This is a genomic window from Botrimarina hoheduenensis, from assembly GCF_007859815.1.
GTDB classification, from domain to species: Bacteria; Planctomycetota; Planctomycetia; order Pirellulales; family Lacipirellulaceae; genus Botrimarina; species Botrimarina hoheduenensis.
In genome coordinates, this window is record NZ_SJPH01000003.1 from 601795 (window position 1) to 619438 (window position 17644).

At 63.2% G+C, this 17644-nt stretch carries 11 protein-coding genes; 5 read left to right on the top strand and 6 right to left on the bottom strand.

Features of this window, described 5'->3' with window-relative positions; translation table 11 throughout:
* The first annotated feature begins 234 nt into the window (after positions 1–234).
* Complete coding sequence (locus tag Pla111_RS09725) at positions 235–2178, top strand: vanadium-dependent haloperoxidase (RefSeq protein WP_146573749.1); 1944 nt, start codon at positions 235–237, stop codon at positions 2176–2178.
* Positions 2175–4037: a CRTAC1 family protein gene (locus Pla111_RS09730; protein WP_146573751.1), complete on the top strand. Its 1863-nt coding sequence runs from the start codon at positions 2175–2177 to the stop codon at positions 4035–4037. Before Pla111_RS09725 ends, Pla111_RS09730 begins: the two co-directional genes overlap by 4 nt.
* A 470-nt stretch (positions 4038–4507) precedes the next feature.
* Here Pla111_RS09730 and Pla111_RS09735 read toward each other — a convergent pair whose 3' ends face one another.
* From Pla111_RS09735 to Pla111_RS09750, 4 genes are all read right to left on the bottom strand, one after another.
* On the bottom strand, positions 4508–5938 hold the full coding sequence (locus Pla111_RS09735; RefSeq protein WP_146573753.1) for an FG-GAP-like repeat-containing protein: 1431 nt from the start codon (positions 5936–5938) through the stop codon (positions 4508–4510).
* 486 nt (positions 5939–6424) lie between these two features.
* Positions 6425–7543, bottom strand: a complete 1119-nt coding sequence (locus tag Pla111_RS09740; protein WP_146573755.1) for a hypothetical protein — start codon at positions 7541–7543, stop codon at positions 6425–6427.
* Between the two features lie 258 nt (positions 7544–7801).
* Positions 7802–8632: a YHYH protein gene (locus tag Pla111_RS09745; protein ID WP_197524908.1), complete on the bottom strand. Its 831-nt coding sequence runs from the start codon at positions 8630–8632 to the stop codon at positions 7802–7804.
* A gap of 471 nt (positions 8633–9103) precedes the next feature.
* A complete protein-coding gene (locus tag Pla111_RS09750) occupies positions 9104–10363 on the bottom strand; it encodes an outer membrane protein assembly factor BamB family protein (protein ID WP_146573760.1) in 1260 nt (419 codons plus the stop codon).
* 140 nt (positions 10364–10503) lie between these two features.
* On the opposite strand from Pla111_RS09750, the gene Pla111_RS17225 reads away from it, so the two are divergent.
* Positions 10504–10905 carry a hypothetical protein gene (locus tag Pla111_RS17225; RefSeq protein ID WP_197524909.1) on the top strand — a complete coding sequence of 134 codons (402 nt, stop codon included), beginning with the start codon at positions 10504–10506 and terminating at the stop codon, positions 10903–10905.
* Positions 10906–11139: 234 nt separating this feature from the next.
* On the opposite strand, the gene Pla111_RS09760 is transcribed toward Pla111_RS17225, so the two are convergent.
* The gene (locus tag Pla111_RS09760) at positions 11140–12519 is read right to left on the bottom strand and encodes a YHYH protein (protein WP_146573925.1); all 1380 of its coding nucleotides are present in this window, start codon (positions 12517–12519) and stop codon (positions 11140–11142) included.
* A 591-nt stretch (positions 12520–13110) separates the two neighbouring features.
* On the opposite strand from Pla111_RS09760, the gene Pla111_RS09765 reads away from it, so the two are divergent.
* Positions 13111–14511: an IS4 family transposase gene (locus Pla111_RS09765; protein ID WP_146573762.1), complete on the top strand. Its 1401-nt coding sequence runs from the start codon at positions 13111–13113 to the stop codon at positions 14509–14511.
* Positions 14512–14570: 59 nt separating this feature from the next.
* On the opposite strand, the gene thrS is transcribed toward Pla111_RS09765, so the two are convergent.
* Positions 14571–16751, bottom strand: a complete 2181-nt coding sequence (thrS, locus tag Pla111_RS09770; RefSeq protein WP_146573764.1) for a threonine--tRNA ligase — start codon at positions 16749–16751, stop codon at positions 14571–14573.
* A 190-nt stretch (positions 16752–16941) separates the two neighbouring features.
* Here thrS and Pla111_RS09775 point away from each other — a divergent pair, with 190 nt between their 5' ends.
* Positions 16942–17631 carry a hypothetical protein gene (locus Pla111_RS09775; protein WP_146573766.1) on the top strand — a complete coding sequence of 230 codons (690 nt, stop codon included), beginning with the start codon at positions 16942–16944 and terminating at the stop codon, positions 17629–17631.
* Positions 17632–17644: the final 13 nt, after the last annotated feature.

A 17644-nucleotide genomic window follows, 5' to 3' on the forward strand; every position in this document is an offset into this window, starting at 1 on the left:
GCGCTACCCCCTTCTGCTTGAACGTTCCAGGGGTCTGATTTAGAGTGAGAATGGTCCTCGTGGGGCCACTCTTCCCCGGCTCGACGGTTCTCGGTGGGACGGTCCTCGCCGCTTCGAGGGGTACTTTCCGCCCAAGCGGTGGGTAGTGCTTCGAAGAAGCGGAGTTCTCTACGTCACGGGTCTTTTCAGAAGATCGAAACAATTGGGTAGCGCGGCTTGGACCGCCAACTGACGATGCGCCTCTTCCGCTGCGCTCTGCTAAGCCTTCTCGCGTTGACGATTGCGCCGGTCGAAGACGTTCTTGCCGCTCCCAGTGTGGCACGTGTCTGGAACGAACAACTGCTGCACGCGATCAGCATCGACACGGCTCGTCCAACGGTCCATGCGCGAAACTTGTTTCACGTTTCGGCCGCCATGTACGACGCCTGGTCGGTGTACGACCAAGCCGCCTTGCCTTTTCTTGATCAAGAGCGGGTAACGGCCCTCGACATCGAGGCCGCTCGCGACGAGGCGATCAGCTACGCGGCCTACAATGTTTTGTTGCACCGGTTCGTCACGGGGCCGGGTGGCATAGGCCCCGGCCGCTCCGCCACGGTGGTGAACCTTCGTGATCAGATGTCCGCTCTTGGCTACGACCCCGACAACTTTACGCTTACCGGCGATGGTCCGGCGGCGGTCGGCAATCGGATCGCGGAGTCCATCATCGAGTACGGGCTGGGCGATGGCGCGAACGAAGCAAACCAGTACGCAAATCCCGCGGGGATGTATCTGCCGGTCAATGCGCCGCTGACCGTGGAAGACGCTGGCGTGACGGTGAACGACCCGAATCGCTGGCAGCCGCTCAATTTCAGGGGCGACCGAATCGACCAGTTTGGCTCGACGATCCTGCCCTCGACGCAGACCAACCTGACGCCCTACTGGGGAGACGTCACCCCTTTCGCTTTAGCCCCCGCCGACCGCGGCGCTAGTGGCGTGTATCTGGATCAAGGAACGCCCCCTCAGCTCGGCGGAGTTGGCGATGCGGCCTTCAAGGCCGGTGCGTTGACGATGATCCGCTACTCGTCGCAGCTCGATCCCAGCGACGGCGTGCTGATCGATATCTCCCCCGCCTCGCGCGGCAACGCGCGTCGCGCGCCGTTCACGGAGAGCTATGCGCAGACTGGTTATGCCGCCAATCCGGTGACGGGCCTGCCCTACGAGCCACAGCTCGTGCCGCGGGGTGACTTTACGCGCCTCATGGCCGAGTTCTGGGCCGACGGGCCCCAGTCGACGGCACCACCGGGCCACTGGAACGAGATCCGCAATGACGTCACCGAGGCAATGGAAGCGCTCGGGATTGCTAAGCAGATCGGCGGCAGCGGTCCGACCCTGAGCGACCTCGAGTGGGACGTGAAGAGTATGTTCGCGCTCAACGCGGGGCTGCACGACGCCGCGATCGCCGCGTGGAACCACAAGGGCCACTACGATACGTCGCGCCCTATTACCTTCCTCCGCCATATGGGACAACTCGGGCAATCGTCCGACCCCGCCGGGCCCTCCTACCATCCCGACGGCTTGCCGCTCGAGCCGGGCCTCGTCGAGGTGGTGACCGCCGCCACCACCGCCGTCGGCGAACGGCACGAGGGCCTCGCGGGCCATGAAGGCGAGATCGCGATCCGCGCCTGGCGCGGCCCGGTCGAGGGAACAGCGCCCTTCGAAGACCCGGCGCACTTCAGCGGTGTGGGCTGGATCCTGGCCGCGGAATGGCTTCCCTATCAGCTCAGCAGCTTTGTGACGCCGCCGTTTCCGGGATACGTGTCGGGCCACTCGACCTTCAGTCGCACGGGTGCCGAGATCATGACGCTGTTGACCGGTTCGCCTTACGCCCCCGGCGGGTTGTTTGAGTACCCGATCCCCCAGGGGAGCGGTCTGGGGTTTGAGTACGGTCCTACCGAGTCGCTCTCGATCCAGTTTGCCTCGTACTTCGACGCCGCCGACATGGCCGCGGAGTCGCGCATCTGGGGCGGTATCCATCCGCCCCAAGACGATTTTACCGGTCGGCGGATCGGCCAATTGGTCGGCGAAGCGGTGTGGCAGCGCTCCTTGAACTACTTTGGACGGGCCATCGTGCCGGAACCAACGAGCGCGGCGTTGATTGTGCTCGCCGGCTGCATCGGTTGCGGAGTAAGCCGAAGATGAACGGCCCCCCCACCGCGACCCTCCGATGTGGCGTAGCGTGGATCGCGGCGCTTGCCGTTGGCGTCGCCGGATCGACTACCGCCCGCGCCGTTACGTTCACGAATGTCACCGCTGCGGCGGGCATCAACCACACCCAAACCCTGCCGGCCTTGATTCAGGGCCTGCCGAGCGAGGCGTTCTTCTCGGGGGGCGTCGCGGCCGGCGACTTCGACGGAGACGGCCACGTCGATCTCGTCTTCACCCGCCTCAACGACAACGACATCCTCTACCGCAATCGGGGCGATGGAACGTTTGAAGCCCGCACCTCCACGGCCGGCTTCCGCTTCCCGACGTACACCAACGGCGTTGTCTCGGGCGATGTTGATAACGACGGCGACCTTGACCTCTATATGACCACGGTCGGGTACACCCGCAATTATCTCTATCTGAACGACGGCACCGGCCACTTCACCGACGCCGGCACGAGCCATCCCACGGCACTCGCCAGCTCCACCACGCGCAGCGGCCAGGGGGCCAGCTTCGGCGACTACGACGGCGACGGTTATCTGGACCTGGTCACGGGCGACTGGGGCAACACGGTCGCCAACTCTCAGTCGCGGCTCTTCCGCAACCTGGGTGCCACGCAGCCCGGTGGTTTCCAAGACGTGACCGTCGCGGCGGGCATCAACGTTTACCGCGGCGAGCGCACCTACCGCTTCGCCCCGCGCTTTGTCGATCTCGACCGCGATGGACACGCCGACCTGACTTTTGCAGCCGACTTCCACACAAGCCAGCTCTTCTGGAACAACGGCAACGGAACCTTCACCGATGGCACCCTGGCCGCCGGTGTCGGAACCGACTTCAACGGCATGGGCAGCACGTTCGGCGATTACGACGGCGACGGCGACCTCGACTGGTTCATCACCAACATCACCAACGATCCGCTCTACCCCGGGCCCTTCGGCGGCTTCAATCGGCTGTATCGCAACGACGGGGGCCGCCAGTTTACCGACGTCACGCTGGCCGCCGGCGTGAGAGACTCGCGCTGGTCGTGGGGGACCACCTTCTTTGACTACGACAACGATGGAGACGCCGACCTCTCTGCCACCAACGGCTACAACGGTCCCGGCTGGGCGAATGACCAGACCTACCTGTGGGAAAACACGGGGGGCGTCTTCCAGCATGTTTCCACGGCGTCGGGGATCACCGACACGCAGCAGGGGCGCGGCCTCGTCCACCTCGATTACGACAGCGACGGCGACCTCGACCTGCTCGTGGTCAACCACGCCGCCACGCCGATCCTCTATCGCAACGATGGCGGCAACGCCAACCACTACCTGCGCATCGAGACGCAGGGGGTCGAGTCCAATCGCGATGGCATTGGCACCTGGATCACGGTCACGCCCGACCTCTCCGCCCCCCACCAGCAGATGGTATGGGAGATCGATGGCGGCAGCAGCTTCGTTAGCCAAAGCGAGCGGACCGCGCACTTCGGCTTAGGCCAGTCCGCCGATCCGGTGGACCTGATCACCATCCAGTGGCCCAGCGGCATCGTGCAGCGACTGTACGACGTGGCGATCGATCAAACGCTGCCGGTGATCGAAACGGCGGTGGCCCTGCCGGGCGATTACAACGACGACGGCGTCGTCGATGTGGCGGACTACACCGTGTGGCGCGACCACCAAGGCGCGCCCGCCGGCGCCCTCCGCAACGACGCGCTCAACGAGCCGATCGGCCCGGCGCACTACGCGCAGTGGGCGGAGAACTATCTGGCCGCCAGCAGCGCGGCGTTCTCCTCACCAGCCGCCGTCCCCGAACCCGCAGCAGCGGTGCTGTTGCTACTGGCCGCGAGCGGGCACCAGCCCCGGCGTCGCGGGTAGCTGGGATAAAGGCCCAGAGGATTGGCAGGCGATCACGTCTTGTGTGCGCAGGCGTGTCGGGCCGACGCAGCTTCGAGTGGCAAGCCGAGGCGTCGGGAGCGCGATGACTTGAGATCGTACTCGGCCCGCCTGCGCCGTCAGATCGACTGCGGATGGCAACTACCGAGGTCTACCCGGCGACGAACCACCTCGGTGAGTTGGCTTGCCGCCGAATTGCGGTCGGGTGAGGCATCCGCGGCGAGTTGGGCGTAGGTGCCGATGCCGGCGCCTTCCCCCGTCCTTCTGCGGCTACTGGGAAGGGTTCAAGACCAAGCTTCTGTCCTTTCGACAGTAGCTGGATTGCTCGCCAACAACCGCTCGGCCAATGCATTCGGCGACGTACCGCAATCGGCTGCTACCGTGGCTTGTCACTGATCGGCATCTTCAGCCTGCGATAGTTCTGGCGGTCAATTCTCGTCTGGAACGCCCTATCAGGCGCGACGACGAGCTTGTCTGCAGACCAATCCGACAAGCACCAGCATGATTGCCGAGGGTTCGGGAACGGCCTGTGTTCTGAACTTCAATAACCAAACGGCTCCACCATCGACACCAGCGCCAGCCCCCACCGCCAACACTTGCGAACCGTCCCCGGCTAAGTCGCCGACGAATCCTAAAGCTCGGCCGAACCTTGCTCCGTCGGTCAGCTCGAGCGAATCGAACCCAAAATTATCAGCAGAGCTGATCTTTGCTTCCGACTTCACCGTGCCATCCGAATTCATGAGGAAGAAGAAGAGGGCGCCTCGGTCCTCCCCACCGTCATCGTCTTTGTTGCTTCCAACCGCGATGTCGGGAATGCCGTCGCCGTCGAGGTCGCCTAGCGGAGCGACCGTCATTCCAAACAAGTCGTCATCCGACAAGCTCGCGGTAAGCCCCCCCTCGAGTGCAGAGATCTTTTGCACGTCGCGGATCGTCAAATCATCGTTGAAGAACAGGGTGTAGAGGGCGCCGGCGTCGGCGCCTCCGTCGTCGTCAAGGTAGGCTCCCACGGCCAATTCATCGCGACCGTCGCCGTCCAAGTCTCCGATGTTCGCGACGTGCCGACCACCAAATTCGTCCCGGGAGCTCAGTGTTCCGAATGGCAAGTCTGGATCGCTGATCTTCGTGGTGGACGCGACGGCTCCCCCCTGTTCGAGAGATAGCAACCAAACGGCCCCCTGGTTCGTTCCGCCATCGTCGTCCCTCGGCGCCCCGATCGCGATATCGACGAACCCGTCGTTGTTGTAATCGCCGATCGCTCCGGCAGCCGTTCCGAAGAAATCGCCCTCCGAGAGCGGAGAGCCTTGGTTTCCCGGCGTCAGCCCACCGATGATGTTGCTGATCTTCTGGAAACTTTGCACTGCCCCAGTGCGGTCGAGGAAGAGGTTGTAGATCGCCCCCGCATCAACACTGCCATCGTCGTCATTGGGGGCGCCAACGGTGAGGTCTTGGATGCCGTCGTTATTCAGGTCGCCGGGCGATGCAAGCGAATAACCAAAGAAGTCGCCCGCGTCCAGCACGCCGGCCCCGAGCCCCCCGGTGGTTGCGGATATCTTGGTCGTCGATTTCACGGTTAGGTCGGGGTTCATGAACAAGATGTACGCGGCCCCGGCGTCTTCCCCTCCATCGTCGTCTGATCGCGCTCCTACGACCAAGTCTTTGACGCCATCTAGATCTAAGTCGCCAATCGAGATGACCGATCGCCCGAAGCGATCGCCGTTCTCCAAGAAACCCCCAGGAAAACCGCCTTCGTCGGAGTCGATCTTCTGGGTCGCCACTGCTTGGAAGGTATTCGCGAGAATCGTTGCTGCTTGTGAGATTTGCGTTCCTAGAATCGACTGACTGAGCGTGAGAACGAGAACGCCGTAATAGCTATCGCGAGGCATGAGCTGAATCCGTAAGAGTCGTGCGAATGATGTGCGTGTTCAGCATGGGCGTTGGCTCCCAGTTGGACCGCTACCAACGCCGTAACTAAGTACTCTGAACACCTCGGGACTGGGTACCGTTCCGGCTCTTCCTGGACTTTTACGAGTTTTCGCCGTCCCTCATGTCGATCCGTGGCCCGGGCAGGGACCGAACCCACTGATTCCACGGCACTTGTTGACTCTTACCCGCCAGGGAAGCACCTTCCTTGCGGCTTCGCAGCGGTGCTCGAGGCACCCAGGAAGTATTGACTGTCGTGCCCTCAATGAGCCGAGGGCGACCAACGGGAGCCCGGACCACGCAGCAGGAAACAAACTCCCCGAGGTGTATTCACCGCGCAACCATCAATACTTGGCGCCGTGCGGGTGGTCGCGTGTCTCATCGACCTTCGCGCTTATCCACCGCGAGGTGTGGCCGGCCCGATGGCCCCGCCCTCGATCAAGGGTCGCTCAGCGCGTTGGTCCGAGACGCTGCACGCGACTTGGTCGATCCCCGCCGCCGGAGCGTCTCCGTTGGCCTCGATTGAATCCGAACGTCCGAGAGTTCTTATCCTCTGGCTCCAGCGTTAGGGTGTAACGATGTGACTTCGCCTCGCACAAGGTAGCCGTGCAAGCGTAGTAGTGAAGCGTTACCACGATCTCGCTCGGAGGCTCTTCTGCGGCGATGTCGACCCAAAACTGGCGTGGCTCGGTGTCGCTGTCACCGGGGCCGCGTTTGGCCTCCGCACCCGCTGGGGTCGCCGCTACGCCCTCGGGAAGGGTGAGTTCGTACTTCATGGCCGGGGCCAGGTTGTTCCACTTTGCCCCATGAATCGGATCGGGGTAAAAGCCGAGAAACAGTCGGCCTTTACCCGTTTCCAAGAGCTTGGGCTCTCCCTCGGCACGAAGTTTCACGTAGTACGTGTCCGCGGGCTTCTCCGCGGTCGTGGACAGAATGACCATGCCCTCAGGACGTTCGACACGCACATCGCTCGGGGCGTTGACTAGCCGAACTCGTTGCAGCCGAGGCAGGTCTAGCTCATGCACCGACGTCGCGTTCTCGACTGGGCCGACATGCCGCGTCAGCGCACGACGCAGGCCGTCGTCGTTCATTCGGTCGGCCGCATAGACGATCTCACCAGATGGTGAGATCAAGAACACCGAGTTCGAGTTGGTTCGCATCGTGACACGAAAGGAGTCGTCAATCGCGTCGGCAATCCACGGCACGCGTGTGGCAAGTTTCTTCTTCGCTTCGGCGAGGTGCCTCAGCCGTTCGGTTGGATTCTGAGCTTGAACGTAGCCTTCGCGCTCTGGATGCCTGAGGCTTTGCATCACATAGTAGAAGTTGACTTCTTTGTCGGCGTAGTCGATTGATGCCGCTTCGACTTCGCCGTAGGCACGAAAAAACTCTGGGCAGGTCAAGCAGCCCGTCTTAAGGACTGTGTACCTGCCATCGATTAGGTCGCGGACCTTGATCGGTTGGCCCGTTTCCGTGAGCACGTCGATGTCTGGTAGCGGCCCTTCGCTGACGACGATAGGTCGCCGCCCGAAAGCTCTTTGAGCTAAGGCCGTGGTGGTGTCGAGGGACATCGCGATTAGAGTTGGGACGACAGCGATTCGAAGCAGGAGTCCTCGGTACGAATTGGCTGAGGGGGAAGCAGAATGCATGGGAGTGTGGCCTTGATAGGGCAGCGAGGTTTGCGTGCTTCGACCGACCTTGCTGTACGTACCGGCGAGTTGCATAAGCGACCCACAGCTACATAGTCGAGTGTTGCTCAGGCGCTTCAGACGGGTTGGCAAAGCGGACTGACGCCGGTTTGTCGATCCGGTCTGATTCACCTCTACGCCTTACCGGAGACGGACAGGCTTACCGCGGAAGTTCCGCGGCACGACAGGCCAGTCGGTTGTAAGAAAGTAGGCGTAAGTTCCGGCTGGAAAATCCGGAGTAAGGCAAGTTCGTCCGTTGCATTCGTCTAGCTTTCCGACACCCGGGACAAACTCGTAGTCCTGCACGAAAGTCCCGTCGTAGGCGCCGCCAGGTGCGTTCTCGCCACCGGGGCGATTACCGCTCTTGAGTCGATAGCTGGAATGCAGCTCGACGATCGCCGATTGAGCGTTGTCGTGTTCGGCGTATCCGTACTGCGCATAGATCGGAAAACCGTCGGCAGCCCATCCAACTAATGGCGAGTGCTTCTCCGGGCTGTGGCCCAGCTTTCTTAAGAGGCCGACGGGCAGGCCGTGGTAATGGTACTGCCCGCCCGGCTGGACATGGGCTACGTGCGCGTCCAACCCTAATTCGACAGCACCACTGAGCGCCTCGTAGTTCCAGTCGAGGGCACGCTCCCCCCGCCAGAATCCCGCTGTTCCCGGATCGAACAGTACGCCGTTGAGAGCCACACCAAACGGCATATTCGGCGGTCCCGGGCGTGTCGCGGAGTGTAGCGGCGTGGTCTCCTGCGCTGGCTGCGGATCCAGCGGCAAGTTGAAGCGGTAGTGCTGCGCGCGGATCGCGTTGGGGTTGCCATGGTTCGGGAAGCGTCCGACGAGGTGCTCCGGGATCGCGTTGGCATCGATACGGCGTGCGTCTTGCTCTTCGACAATCGTAATACGACTCTCGGTGGGTGGGGACTGATCGGCCGGTAGCAGCTGCAGCGGTTTGGCTTCTACCGCTGTCTGCATACGTGGTCCTCGGCGTCCCAGCCGAGGCCCTTGCGCAGACGCTAAGTCGGACGCCACGAGACAAAAGACGAGCGTGGCGATCAGCAACGAAGGTCGTCTGGAGCAGTCGAAGGTCTTCATCGCGCGATTCATCAGAAGAATAGGGTCGAGCCACGACGCAAAGTCGTCCCGCAACAAGCAAGCGAAACCACGGATCGCGCCTTCCATGTCAAATTCCAACCCCATTCGATCAAGAGAGTTCCGGTCCACCTGCGGTAGTCGCCCGAATCTTCCGGAAACCCTCACCCATCGGAAGCGGCGGTGCCGAGGGTTGTCGTCACTCCACGATCGGGGCGTAGTGGGACAGCCCAGATAAGGGCGGCCCGGGGGTTCTGGCCGCTGAGGTGGACCCCATCGCTGGACCACCAGCGCGGTAGAACAGTCGTTAGTACGGGAGCGACACGCTGCCTGCTGTCAGAGTCGCTCGTGGGATCAGCGAGACTCGGCTACGCAGTAGATCGATCGGTCGCTTCGGAGGTACAGCCGGTTGTCCGACACTGCCGGCGAGGCGTTGAAATCGGTCTCATCGCCAGCAAAGACGTTCCTCGCGTCGGGCTGGAACGCGTCGCCCGGCGGGTAGACAATCGTCCCACTCCGACGCGTGACGACGTAGATGTGCTGGCCGATCAGGACTGGCGAAGCATATACCGGCCTTCCGCTCTTGAGGTCACGCACGCGCTCGCGGTAGATGACCGAGCCGTCTGCGGCGGAAGTGCAGTAGGCGATGCCGCGATCGTCGATCCAGTAGAATCGCCCCTCGTGCAACAGCGGGGTCGCGACGTACGAGCTCGAACGGTTAGTCCAGCTGACATGGGAATCCGTGACGTCTCCTTCGCCGCCTGTTCGGACAGCCATACTGCCGGAGTCGCGGTAGCCGCCGAAACTGTAGATCGTTTGGCCGTCAACGATGACCGACGGGCTCACATTGCCGGTCATCGGCGATTGGCAATGCCAGGCGAGCTTTCCGGTGCCGGCGTTGAACGCCCAGATCTCACCGGGCACGCTGAGCACGATCTCTGCGTCGTCTTCGCCAGCGTTTACGAGCCTCGGCGTGCCGTAGGCGAGTTCCAGCATCCCGGCCTCCTGCTTCCAGAGCTCGTTGCCGGTCGCCTTGTCCAAGGCGATGAGCGACTGCGACTCTTCCGAGGCGTTCACAATCAGCCGGTCTCGGTAGAGGGTCAAACTGGCGGCTGAACCCCACTGCCGATCGCTCGACTCTTTGCCGACATCAATGCTCCAGTTGCGCTCCCCCTCTAAGCCAATTGAATGCACGCCCCCTTTTCCGAAGAAGACGTAGACGTTTTCTCCGTCGCTTGTGGGCGTATTGCTGGCGTAGCCATGCTCGGTGAGGTACCCCTGGAACCTGTCCTCGTTGTAGTCGATCGGGAAGTCGAGCGACCATACGCGATCGCCGGTGACTTTGTCGAAGCAGAGGACTTGCCGCTTCGCCGTAGGTTCGTCGGCGACGTAGCATGTCAAGATAAGCCTGTCGCCGACGACGATTGGGCTGGATGACCCGGTGCCCGGAAGATCGGCCTTCCAAAGGACGTTCTGCGATTCATCCCAGGCCTTAGGCGCCACGTCGGACGACCTCGCCGTGCCGCCCGGTCCCAAGAACTCCGGCCAGTCGTCCGCGAAGGTCAAGGGACTGCTCCCTGAGAGGCAGGCAACGGCGATCAAGCTGCGGATCATGCGATCAGAAGTCTCTCTACGGGACGGATAGAAATCGGACCACCGAGCCGCGCCGGCTCGCTCCGGGGCACGAACGGCCCAGAGCGAGTCGGCTTCTCCTAACCGCATCGATCGGTCGAAGCGTCAAGCGGCTCGGTATCGTGAGCGAGGACGACCTAAATGAAGCGACTCTACTCGGGGCGCTGAGCTCGTTTGGCGCGGCCCTCGCCGCCAGCGCCACGCTCGCCGCCCCGCGGGCCGTGTGGCGGGCGGGCGTTCCGCAATTGCGTTGCTTGTTCCTCGGTCAGAATCGCCGAAAGACGGCGATCTACCTCTGCCTGGAGTTCGACGAGTTGCGCCGTCTGCTGCTCGGTAAGTTGAAGGGACTCCGCGACCGGCTCGGGGAGCACCTGTCCCGGGCGCGGCGGGGGACCGCGACGCGGACGCCCCTCTGGCGAGCGTTCCGCTTGCCGATCTTCGCCGCTGCGTCGCTCCCCGCGAGACGAATCCCCACCTCGTTCGCGCCGATCGCGTTTGCCTTGTGCCTCAAGTGCGTCGGTTAGCTCCCCCTTCGTGACGCTCCCGTCTTGGTCCGCGTCGGCCCGCTCAAAGAGCTCCATGAGCCTCTCCGGCGCAGGGCCTCCTCGCCCGCCACTGGGAGGACCACCACGCTCGCCGGGTGGTTGGGCAAACAGGAGCCCGGGTGCCAGGAAGGTCAACGTGATGCACGCGAGTTGAAGTCTGGAGTAGGTCACTTCGCTTCTCCTACGGAAAACAATTCTAGTAATCGCCGATGCTCACTTCCTGCGACGCACTACTCCCAGCATGCCGATGGCGACCAACGCAAGCGATGTCGGCTCGGGAATGTACTGGAAGAAGTATTGGACATCGTTCGGCACGACGATCGGTGTCTGCGGATCGAAGGGCTCGACGACTCCGAAGTATTCCGGGCCCACGATGTACGGAAACGCGTACTCGTAGTCGATGTCCGTATCATTGCCGGACATCGCGTCGAGGACATCGAGCGTCAGGAAGTAGGCCCAGTCTCCATCTGGATCGGACGGATCGGCGAGAATCGCACGCCCGTCGTCGCCGAATTTGACGAAGGTCATGTTGTACTCGTTGAGCGTTCCCGAACCCTCGTAGTACACGAAGTCTTCAATGAACGAGCCGAGTTCGTAGTCGGCCGTCAAAGGGCCATTGGGCCCGCGTGGTTCATCGACGCCATTGTCCGCCAGCAATCCGTAACTGGACGTCATCTGAAGGACGATCTGCGAACCGTCATCCTGGATCTCGTAGGCATAGGGCCCGACTACCGGGTAGCCATCGGAGGCGAAGCCCACGATCGGCGAACCCTGGCTGCCTCCGTTGCCGGGGTCGATTTGCGGCATCAAGCCCGTAGGCGTTTGATGATAGTGGTATTGCCCCAAGACGCTCCCGTCGGGGTTGGTCGAGCCGCGGATGGGAGACGAGTGCCCGCCGCCCGGGTCTTCGGCGAGGAAGCCACCGCGAGACCAGAGAGCGTTGGTCGTCCAAACCTCGGCGCCAGGGCCACCGCGGCCACCGCCACCGAGTTCATTGGTCTGCGCGTCCCAAAACGTGCCGTCCGACTGATTGTAGAAGGCGACGCCGTTGACCATCACGCCGTTGGGCCCAAGCCCCGTCGCCGTTTTCTGGCCGAGCTCTTCGGTTGGATTCAGGCTGAAGCGGTAGGTCGCGTCGATGTCGCCTGCTGTGGCAGGATTGCGAGGTTCTCCAGGGATGATCGTGGCGATATCGTGCGACGGGATCCCGGTTGTCCTGATGTACACGTGGTCGGTGTCGTAGGCGACCGTGTTCACGTCGGCGAGGATGTTCGATATGTTGTTGTCGGTGTTGGGGTCCCCGGTGCTGAACCCGGTCGAGCCATCCGAAAGCTTCCAGTTCGAGAGATACTTCGAAGAAACCGCCGTGCTGAGCGCCGCGGGGCTCGCCGCGTCGTTGCTCGCCACCTCGCTGCTCGCGGTTGTCGGCGCCACCGACAAAGCGATGAGCCCGCCCGAGTCATCCGACGCTTCGTGGTCGGGCCAGACCCCGTTGGAACCAACGTGGTCGTGCCCTGGGTGAGCCATCGCGGCTCCGATCGACAGGGTCCATACGGTCGACAAAGCAACGAGTCTCGACACGTTAGATGCCATCAGAAGAAACTCCTGGAGTAGCGCCGGTAAGTGATGATCAGAAAAAAAATCGCACGGAGCAACGACCGGCAGGCCTTGTCCGTGGCGGGAACCGTCGCGGCTTGCAAGAACCCTTGCCGACGACCTTGCCTGATAAACACCGCTCTTCGCCCCGGGTTTCGCGAAAAGAGCAAGAAACGAAGATTGCCCCGCGACAACTCACCGGACGCGACCGCTGACAAGCCGTTAATGCTGAAGCTGTACCGGCACTGGCGCCACTGATCTAGTGGTATCAAGCCGCAGCGGTTGGACCAGCCGACTTGAGTTGCCCCCGACCCGAACTTGCAGAGGTAGTGATAACCTCGGTACTTGCGTCATCACAATGATGACACAATGAGCCGAATGCCGCCGGCCGTCCTCTTGGGGCCCACTTGGCGATCAGCAGACGCCATTTCCGCCATGCCGAACCTTGCTGACAACCTACGCAGGCCGTAAACGCGAATGGCACGTAGTTTTCCGCAAGTCGTTACCACGAAGTGACCTACGAAGAAGGGCCTCGCTTGTCTAGATGGGAGTTGTCACGCAACCCATCCAAGGCAAGGAGGCCCAACGATGCGGAGTGTTACCGATGGACGCTGTCGGAGCCAGATCAGCTTTCTGAGGCGGCAGTTCTTGCAGGATGGCGAGCTGCCATTCAGCGACGTGCTCTCGAAGGAACTCGTGTCGGAAGCGCTCGCGATCTCGGGCGTTGTTTGGAAGGAGCGGGTCTACTCGCCACTGGTGACGCTGTGGGTGTTCCTCGGTCAGGTGCTGAGCGCCGACCACTCGTGCCGTGCGGCCGTCGCTCGCTTGATCGCGCATCGGTTGGCCCGTGGTGAGAACGAGTGCTCGGCCGAGACGGGGGCCTACTGCCAAGCTCGGAAGCGACTCCCCGAGCAGTTCTTCTCGGCGATCGCCAGCCGAGTGGGTCGCGAGCTGGACGCCCAAGCTCCTTCCGAGTGGCTGTGGAAGGGACGCCGCGTCTACCTGTTCGACGGCTCCACCGTGTCGATGCCCGACACGCCGGCGAACCAAGAGGCTTACCCGCAGCACGACGCACAACGGCCGGGGCTCGGCTTCCCGATGGCCCGCATCGCGGCCATCTTCTCGCTCTCTTGCGGGGCGATCCTCGACCTGGGCGTCTGCCGCTATGCCGGCAAGGGGCAAGGCGAGCTGAGCGTGTTCCGTCGGCTGATGGGCTTCTTCCGGCCGGGAGACGTGGTGCTCACCGACCGCTTGTACTGTACGTGGCGGGAACTGCTCACGCTCCAGGAGCGTGGCGTCCACGCCGTGTCGCAGCTGCAGGTCATGCGGAAGGCCGACTTCCGCAAGGGCCAGCGCCTCGGCAAGGGCGATCACCTCGTCGAGTGGCCCAAGCCGAGCACGATCCGTTCGGTCGATTGGCCGACTTACCGTGACCTGCCCGACACGATCACGGTCCGCGAGTGCCGCGTGGTCATCGGCCAGGCGGGCTTCCGGAACAAGTCGATCGTCGTCGTGACGACGCTGCTCGATCCCGACGAATTCACGAGGGACGACCTGGCGGCGCTCTACCGAGCCCGATGGAACGCCGAGCTCGACCTGCGGTCGGTCAAGACGACCATGCAGATGGAGGTGCTGCGGTGCAAGACGCCCGAGCTGGTGCGCAAGGAGATCTGGACGCACGTGCTCGCCTACAACCTGATCCGCACCGTGATGGCCCAAGCGGCGAGCGAACACGCCCTCCAGCCGCGGTCGATCAGCTTCAAAGGCGCGATGCAGACGCTCGAAGCCTTCCGGCCCGTGATCGCTTGTTGCTCACGCCTCCGTCACGAGGCTTACGAACGACTGCTCGACTGCATCGCAGCCCACGCCGTTGGCGATCGACCTGGGCGATTCGAACCGAGACAGGTCAAGCGAAGGCCCAAGCGATTCCAGTGGATGATGCTCCCCAGGCACGAGACCAAACTCCAACTGCTCAAAGAGCTTCGGTAAAACTACGTGCCATTCGCCGTAAACGCCGAAGCTCCTCAGGCCTGACCGCGTCGTGGCGCTCAGTACTCATTACCAGCCGCTTTGGCGCTGAGGTCGGCGGTGTTGCTGGTGGCGACTTGCCGGACGCGGCGCTCCGCGACTTCCGTTTGCAAACGCTCGAGCGCCGCCGCCAGCGGCATCGCGCCCACGTCGCCGTCGAGGCGATCGCGGAGGGCGACCGTGCCGGCGTCGCGGTCCTTCTCGCCGATGATCACCAGATAGGGCACCAGCGCGAGCTGCCCCTCGCGGATCTTGGCGCCCAGCTTCGAGCCGCGATAGTCGCCCTCGACACGGAAGCCGGCGGCGCGGAGTTTTGCCTCCACCTCGCGGCCGTACGCCTCGGACTTCTCGCTGACCGTCACGATGCGCGCCTGTACCGGCGCCAGCCACAGCGGGAACGCGCCGGCGAAGTGTTCGATCAACACGCCCAGGAATCGCTCCATCGAACCGAACGGCGCGCGATGGATCATCACCGGGCGGTGCGGCTTGTTGTCGGCGCCGGTGTACTCCAGCGCAAAGCGGCTCTCGCTCGGCAGGTTGTAGTCGAGCTGCACCGTGCCCAGCTGCCACTCGCGGCCGATACAGTCGGTGACCACGAAGTCGGCCTTCGGCCCGTAGAAGGCGGCCTCGCCCGGCTCGATGGTCAGCCCGGGCAGGTTCATTGATTCGCAGACCGCCTTGAGTTCCGCTTCGGCGCGATCCCACAGGGCCTCTTCGCCGACGTACTTGCTGCTGTCGGGATCGCGGAAGCCGAGCCGCACGCGGTAGTCGGTCATGCCGAGCGACTCGAGCACCCACTGGGTCATCTCGAGGCAGCCGCGGAACTCGTCGGCCACCTGATCGTCGGTGCAGAAGAGGTGGGCGTCGTCCTGCGTGAAGCCGCGCACGCGGGTCATGCCCGAGAGCTCGCCCGACTGCTCGTAGCGATACACCGTGCCGAACTCGGCTAGGCGGACCGGCAGGTCGCGGTACGAGCGGGGCTTGGATTGATAGATCATGATGTGGTGCGGGCAGTTCATCGGCTTGAGCAGATAGCGCTCATGCTTGTGCGCCCACGCGTCGAGCGCGGCGGCCCGGTCGGCGGGCGTTGCCTGCGGATCGACCTTGCCATCGAAGCCGAGCAAGCGCGCCGCGTCGAGCAGCTTGGCCTCTTCTTCGTCGGTGATCTGCCCGGCGCGCAGTTTTTCAACGAGCCGATCGACGAGCGAGCCAGCGTCGTGCTCGCACAAGACGGGGAACTGGCTCTCGCGGTAGTAGGGGAAGTGCCCCGAGGTTTCGTACAACTCCACCCGGCCGACGTGCGGCGTGTAGACCGCCTCGTACCCCCGGCGGGTGAGCTCGGCCTTGAGCATGTCCTCGAGCGTTTGGCGGATGATGGCGCCCTTGGGCAGCCACAGGATCAGCCCCGAGCCGACCTTCTGATCGATCGTGAACAGCTCGAGCTGCTTGCCGAGCACGCGGTGATCGCGCTTCTTGGCCTCTTCGATGCGGGCCAGATGGTCGGTGAGTTCTTTCTTGTCGAAGAACGCGGTGGCGTAGAGGCGCTGGAGCTGATCGCGTGCGGCATCGCCCTTCCAGTACGCGCCGGCGACGCTGAGCAGCTTGAACGCCTTGCCGATGTGCGCGGTGCTGGGGATATGCACACCACGACAGAGATCGATGAACTCCCCCTGGCGATAGAACGACAGCGTGCTTTCTTCGCCCAGCCCCGTCTGGACGTGTTCGACTTTGAAGCGCTGGCTCAGCTCTTCGCAAAGCTGTAAGGATTCATCGCGCGGCATGTCGAGCCGCTCGAACGCCAAGTCCTCTTTGACGATCTTCTTCATCTCGGCTTCGATCTTCGGGAAGTCTTCTTCCGAGATCGGCTCGGGCAGCAACATGTCGTAGTAGAAGCCGCTGCCGGTGGTGGGGCCGAACGCCAGTTGCACCCCCTGGTAGAGCCGCATGACGGCCTGCGCCATCACGTGCGCGCAGCTGTGGCGCATGATGGCGAGAGCCCCTTCGTCGCGCTTGGTGAGGAAGCGGACCGTGGCCTCGCCGCTGGCGGGGAGCGTGTGACTCAGGTCGCGGGGGGTGCCATCGACCTCAGCGGCGAGGGCCGCTTTGGCCAGTCCCGGGCCGATCGCTTCAGCGACCTCCAAGCACGTGACCGAGGAAGAAAAATCGCGGCTGCTGCCGTCGGGAAGGCGGACCGTTAGCATCGTTGTCGGGACCCGGTTTGCGGGGTATCGGAGCGCCCACCCTTACGAGAGGCGAGCTAGGAACCCATCACTATACCGGGCAAAGTTGCCGAGCCCGACCCCGGGTCGGGGGCCCTGCTATCGCGGCCTTTGGCGGGTGGTGTTTACCCCCATCGCGCTTGCAACGCACTTCGTGGTATAAAAAGGTCCTATGGCCGAAAATCCCACGCTCAATACGCTGCTTCCGCCGCGGTACCTGTTCCAGTTTGCTGTGCCGGTCGCGCGGCGCGAACCGATCTGGAGCGCCGGCGGCACGAAGCTGGACGAAGCCTGCCAATTGCCCGACTTGGCAGCGCTCGACCGCGAGACCCCGTCTTCTGAGCGGCGTTTTGCCGATGTCCGCTTGGCGTGGGCCCCCGAGGGGGTCGCGATGACGGTGGTGGTCAAAGAGAAGCAGAAGCCGGTCTGGTGCCGCGAGACGCGCTTCGACGAGTCGGATGGCCTGCAGGTGTGGATCGACACCCGCGCGACGCACAGCTTGCATCGCGCCACGAAGTTTTGTCACCGCTTTGGCTTTACCCCAGCCGGCGGCGGACGCGGCGATGCCGAGCCGGTAGCGGATCAGTTGCTGATCAATCGGGCCCGCGAGAACGCCCGCCCTGTCAAGCCGCGTGAGCTGCAAGTGCGTAGCAAAGTCACCAAAGATGGTTACCAGATGGCGGTCTTCATGCCGGCCGTATCGCTCGGCGGCTATGACCCGGCCCAGTACCCCCGTCTGGGCTTCAATTACGCAGTGGTTGATCGAGAACTGGGCGTGCAGACGTTCGCCAGCGGCATCGGGATGCCTTTCGACGAGGACCCCAGTTGCTGGGCGACGCTGGAGCTAACCGCCAAAGCGTGACCGATCTCCTCCG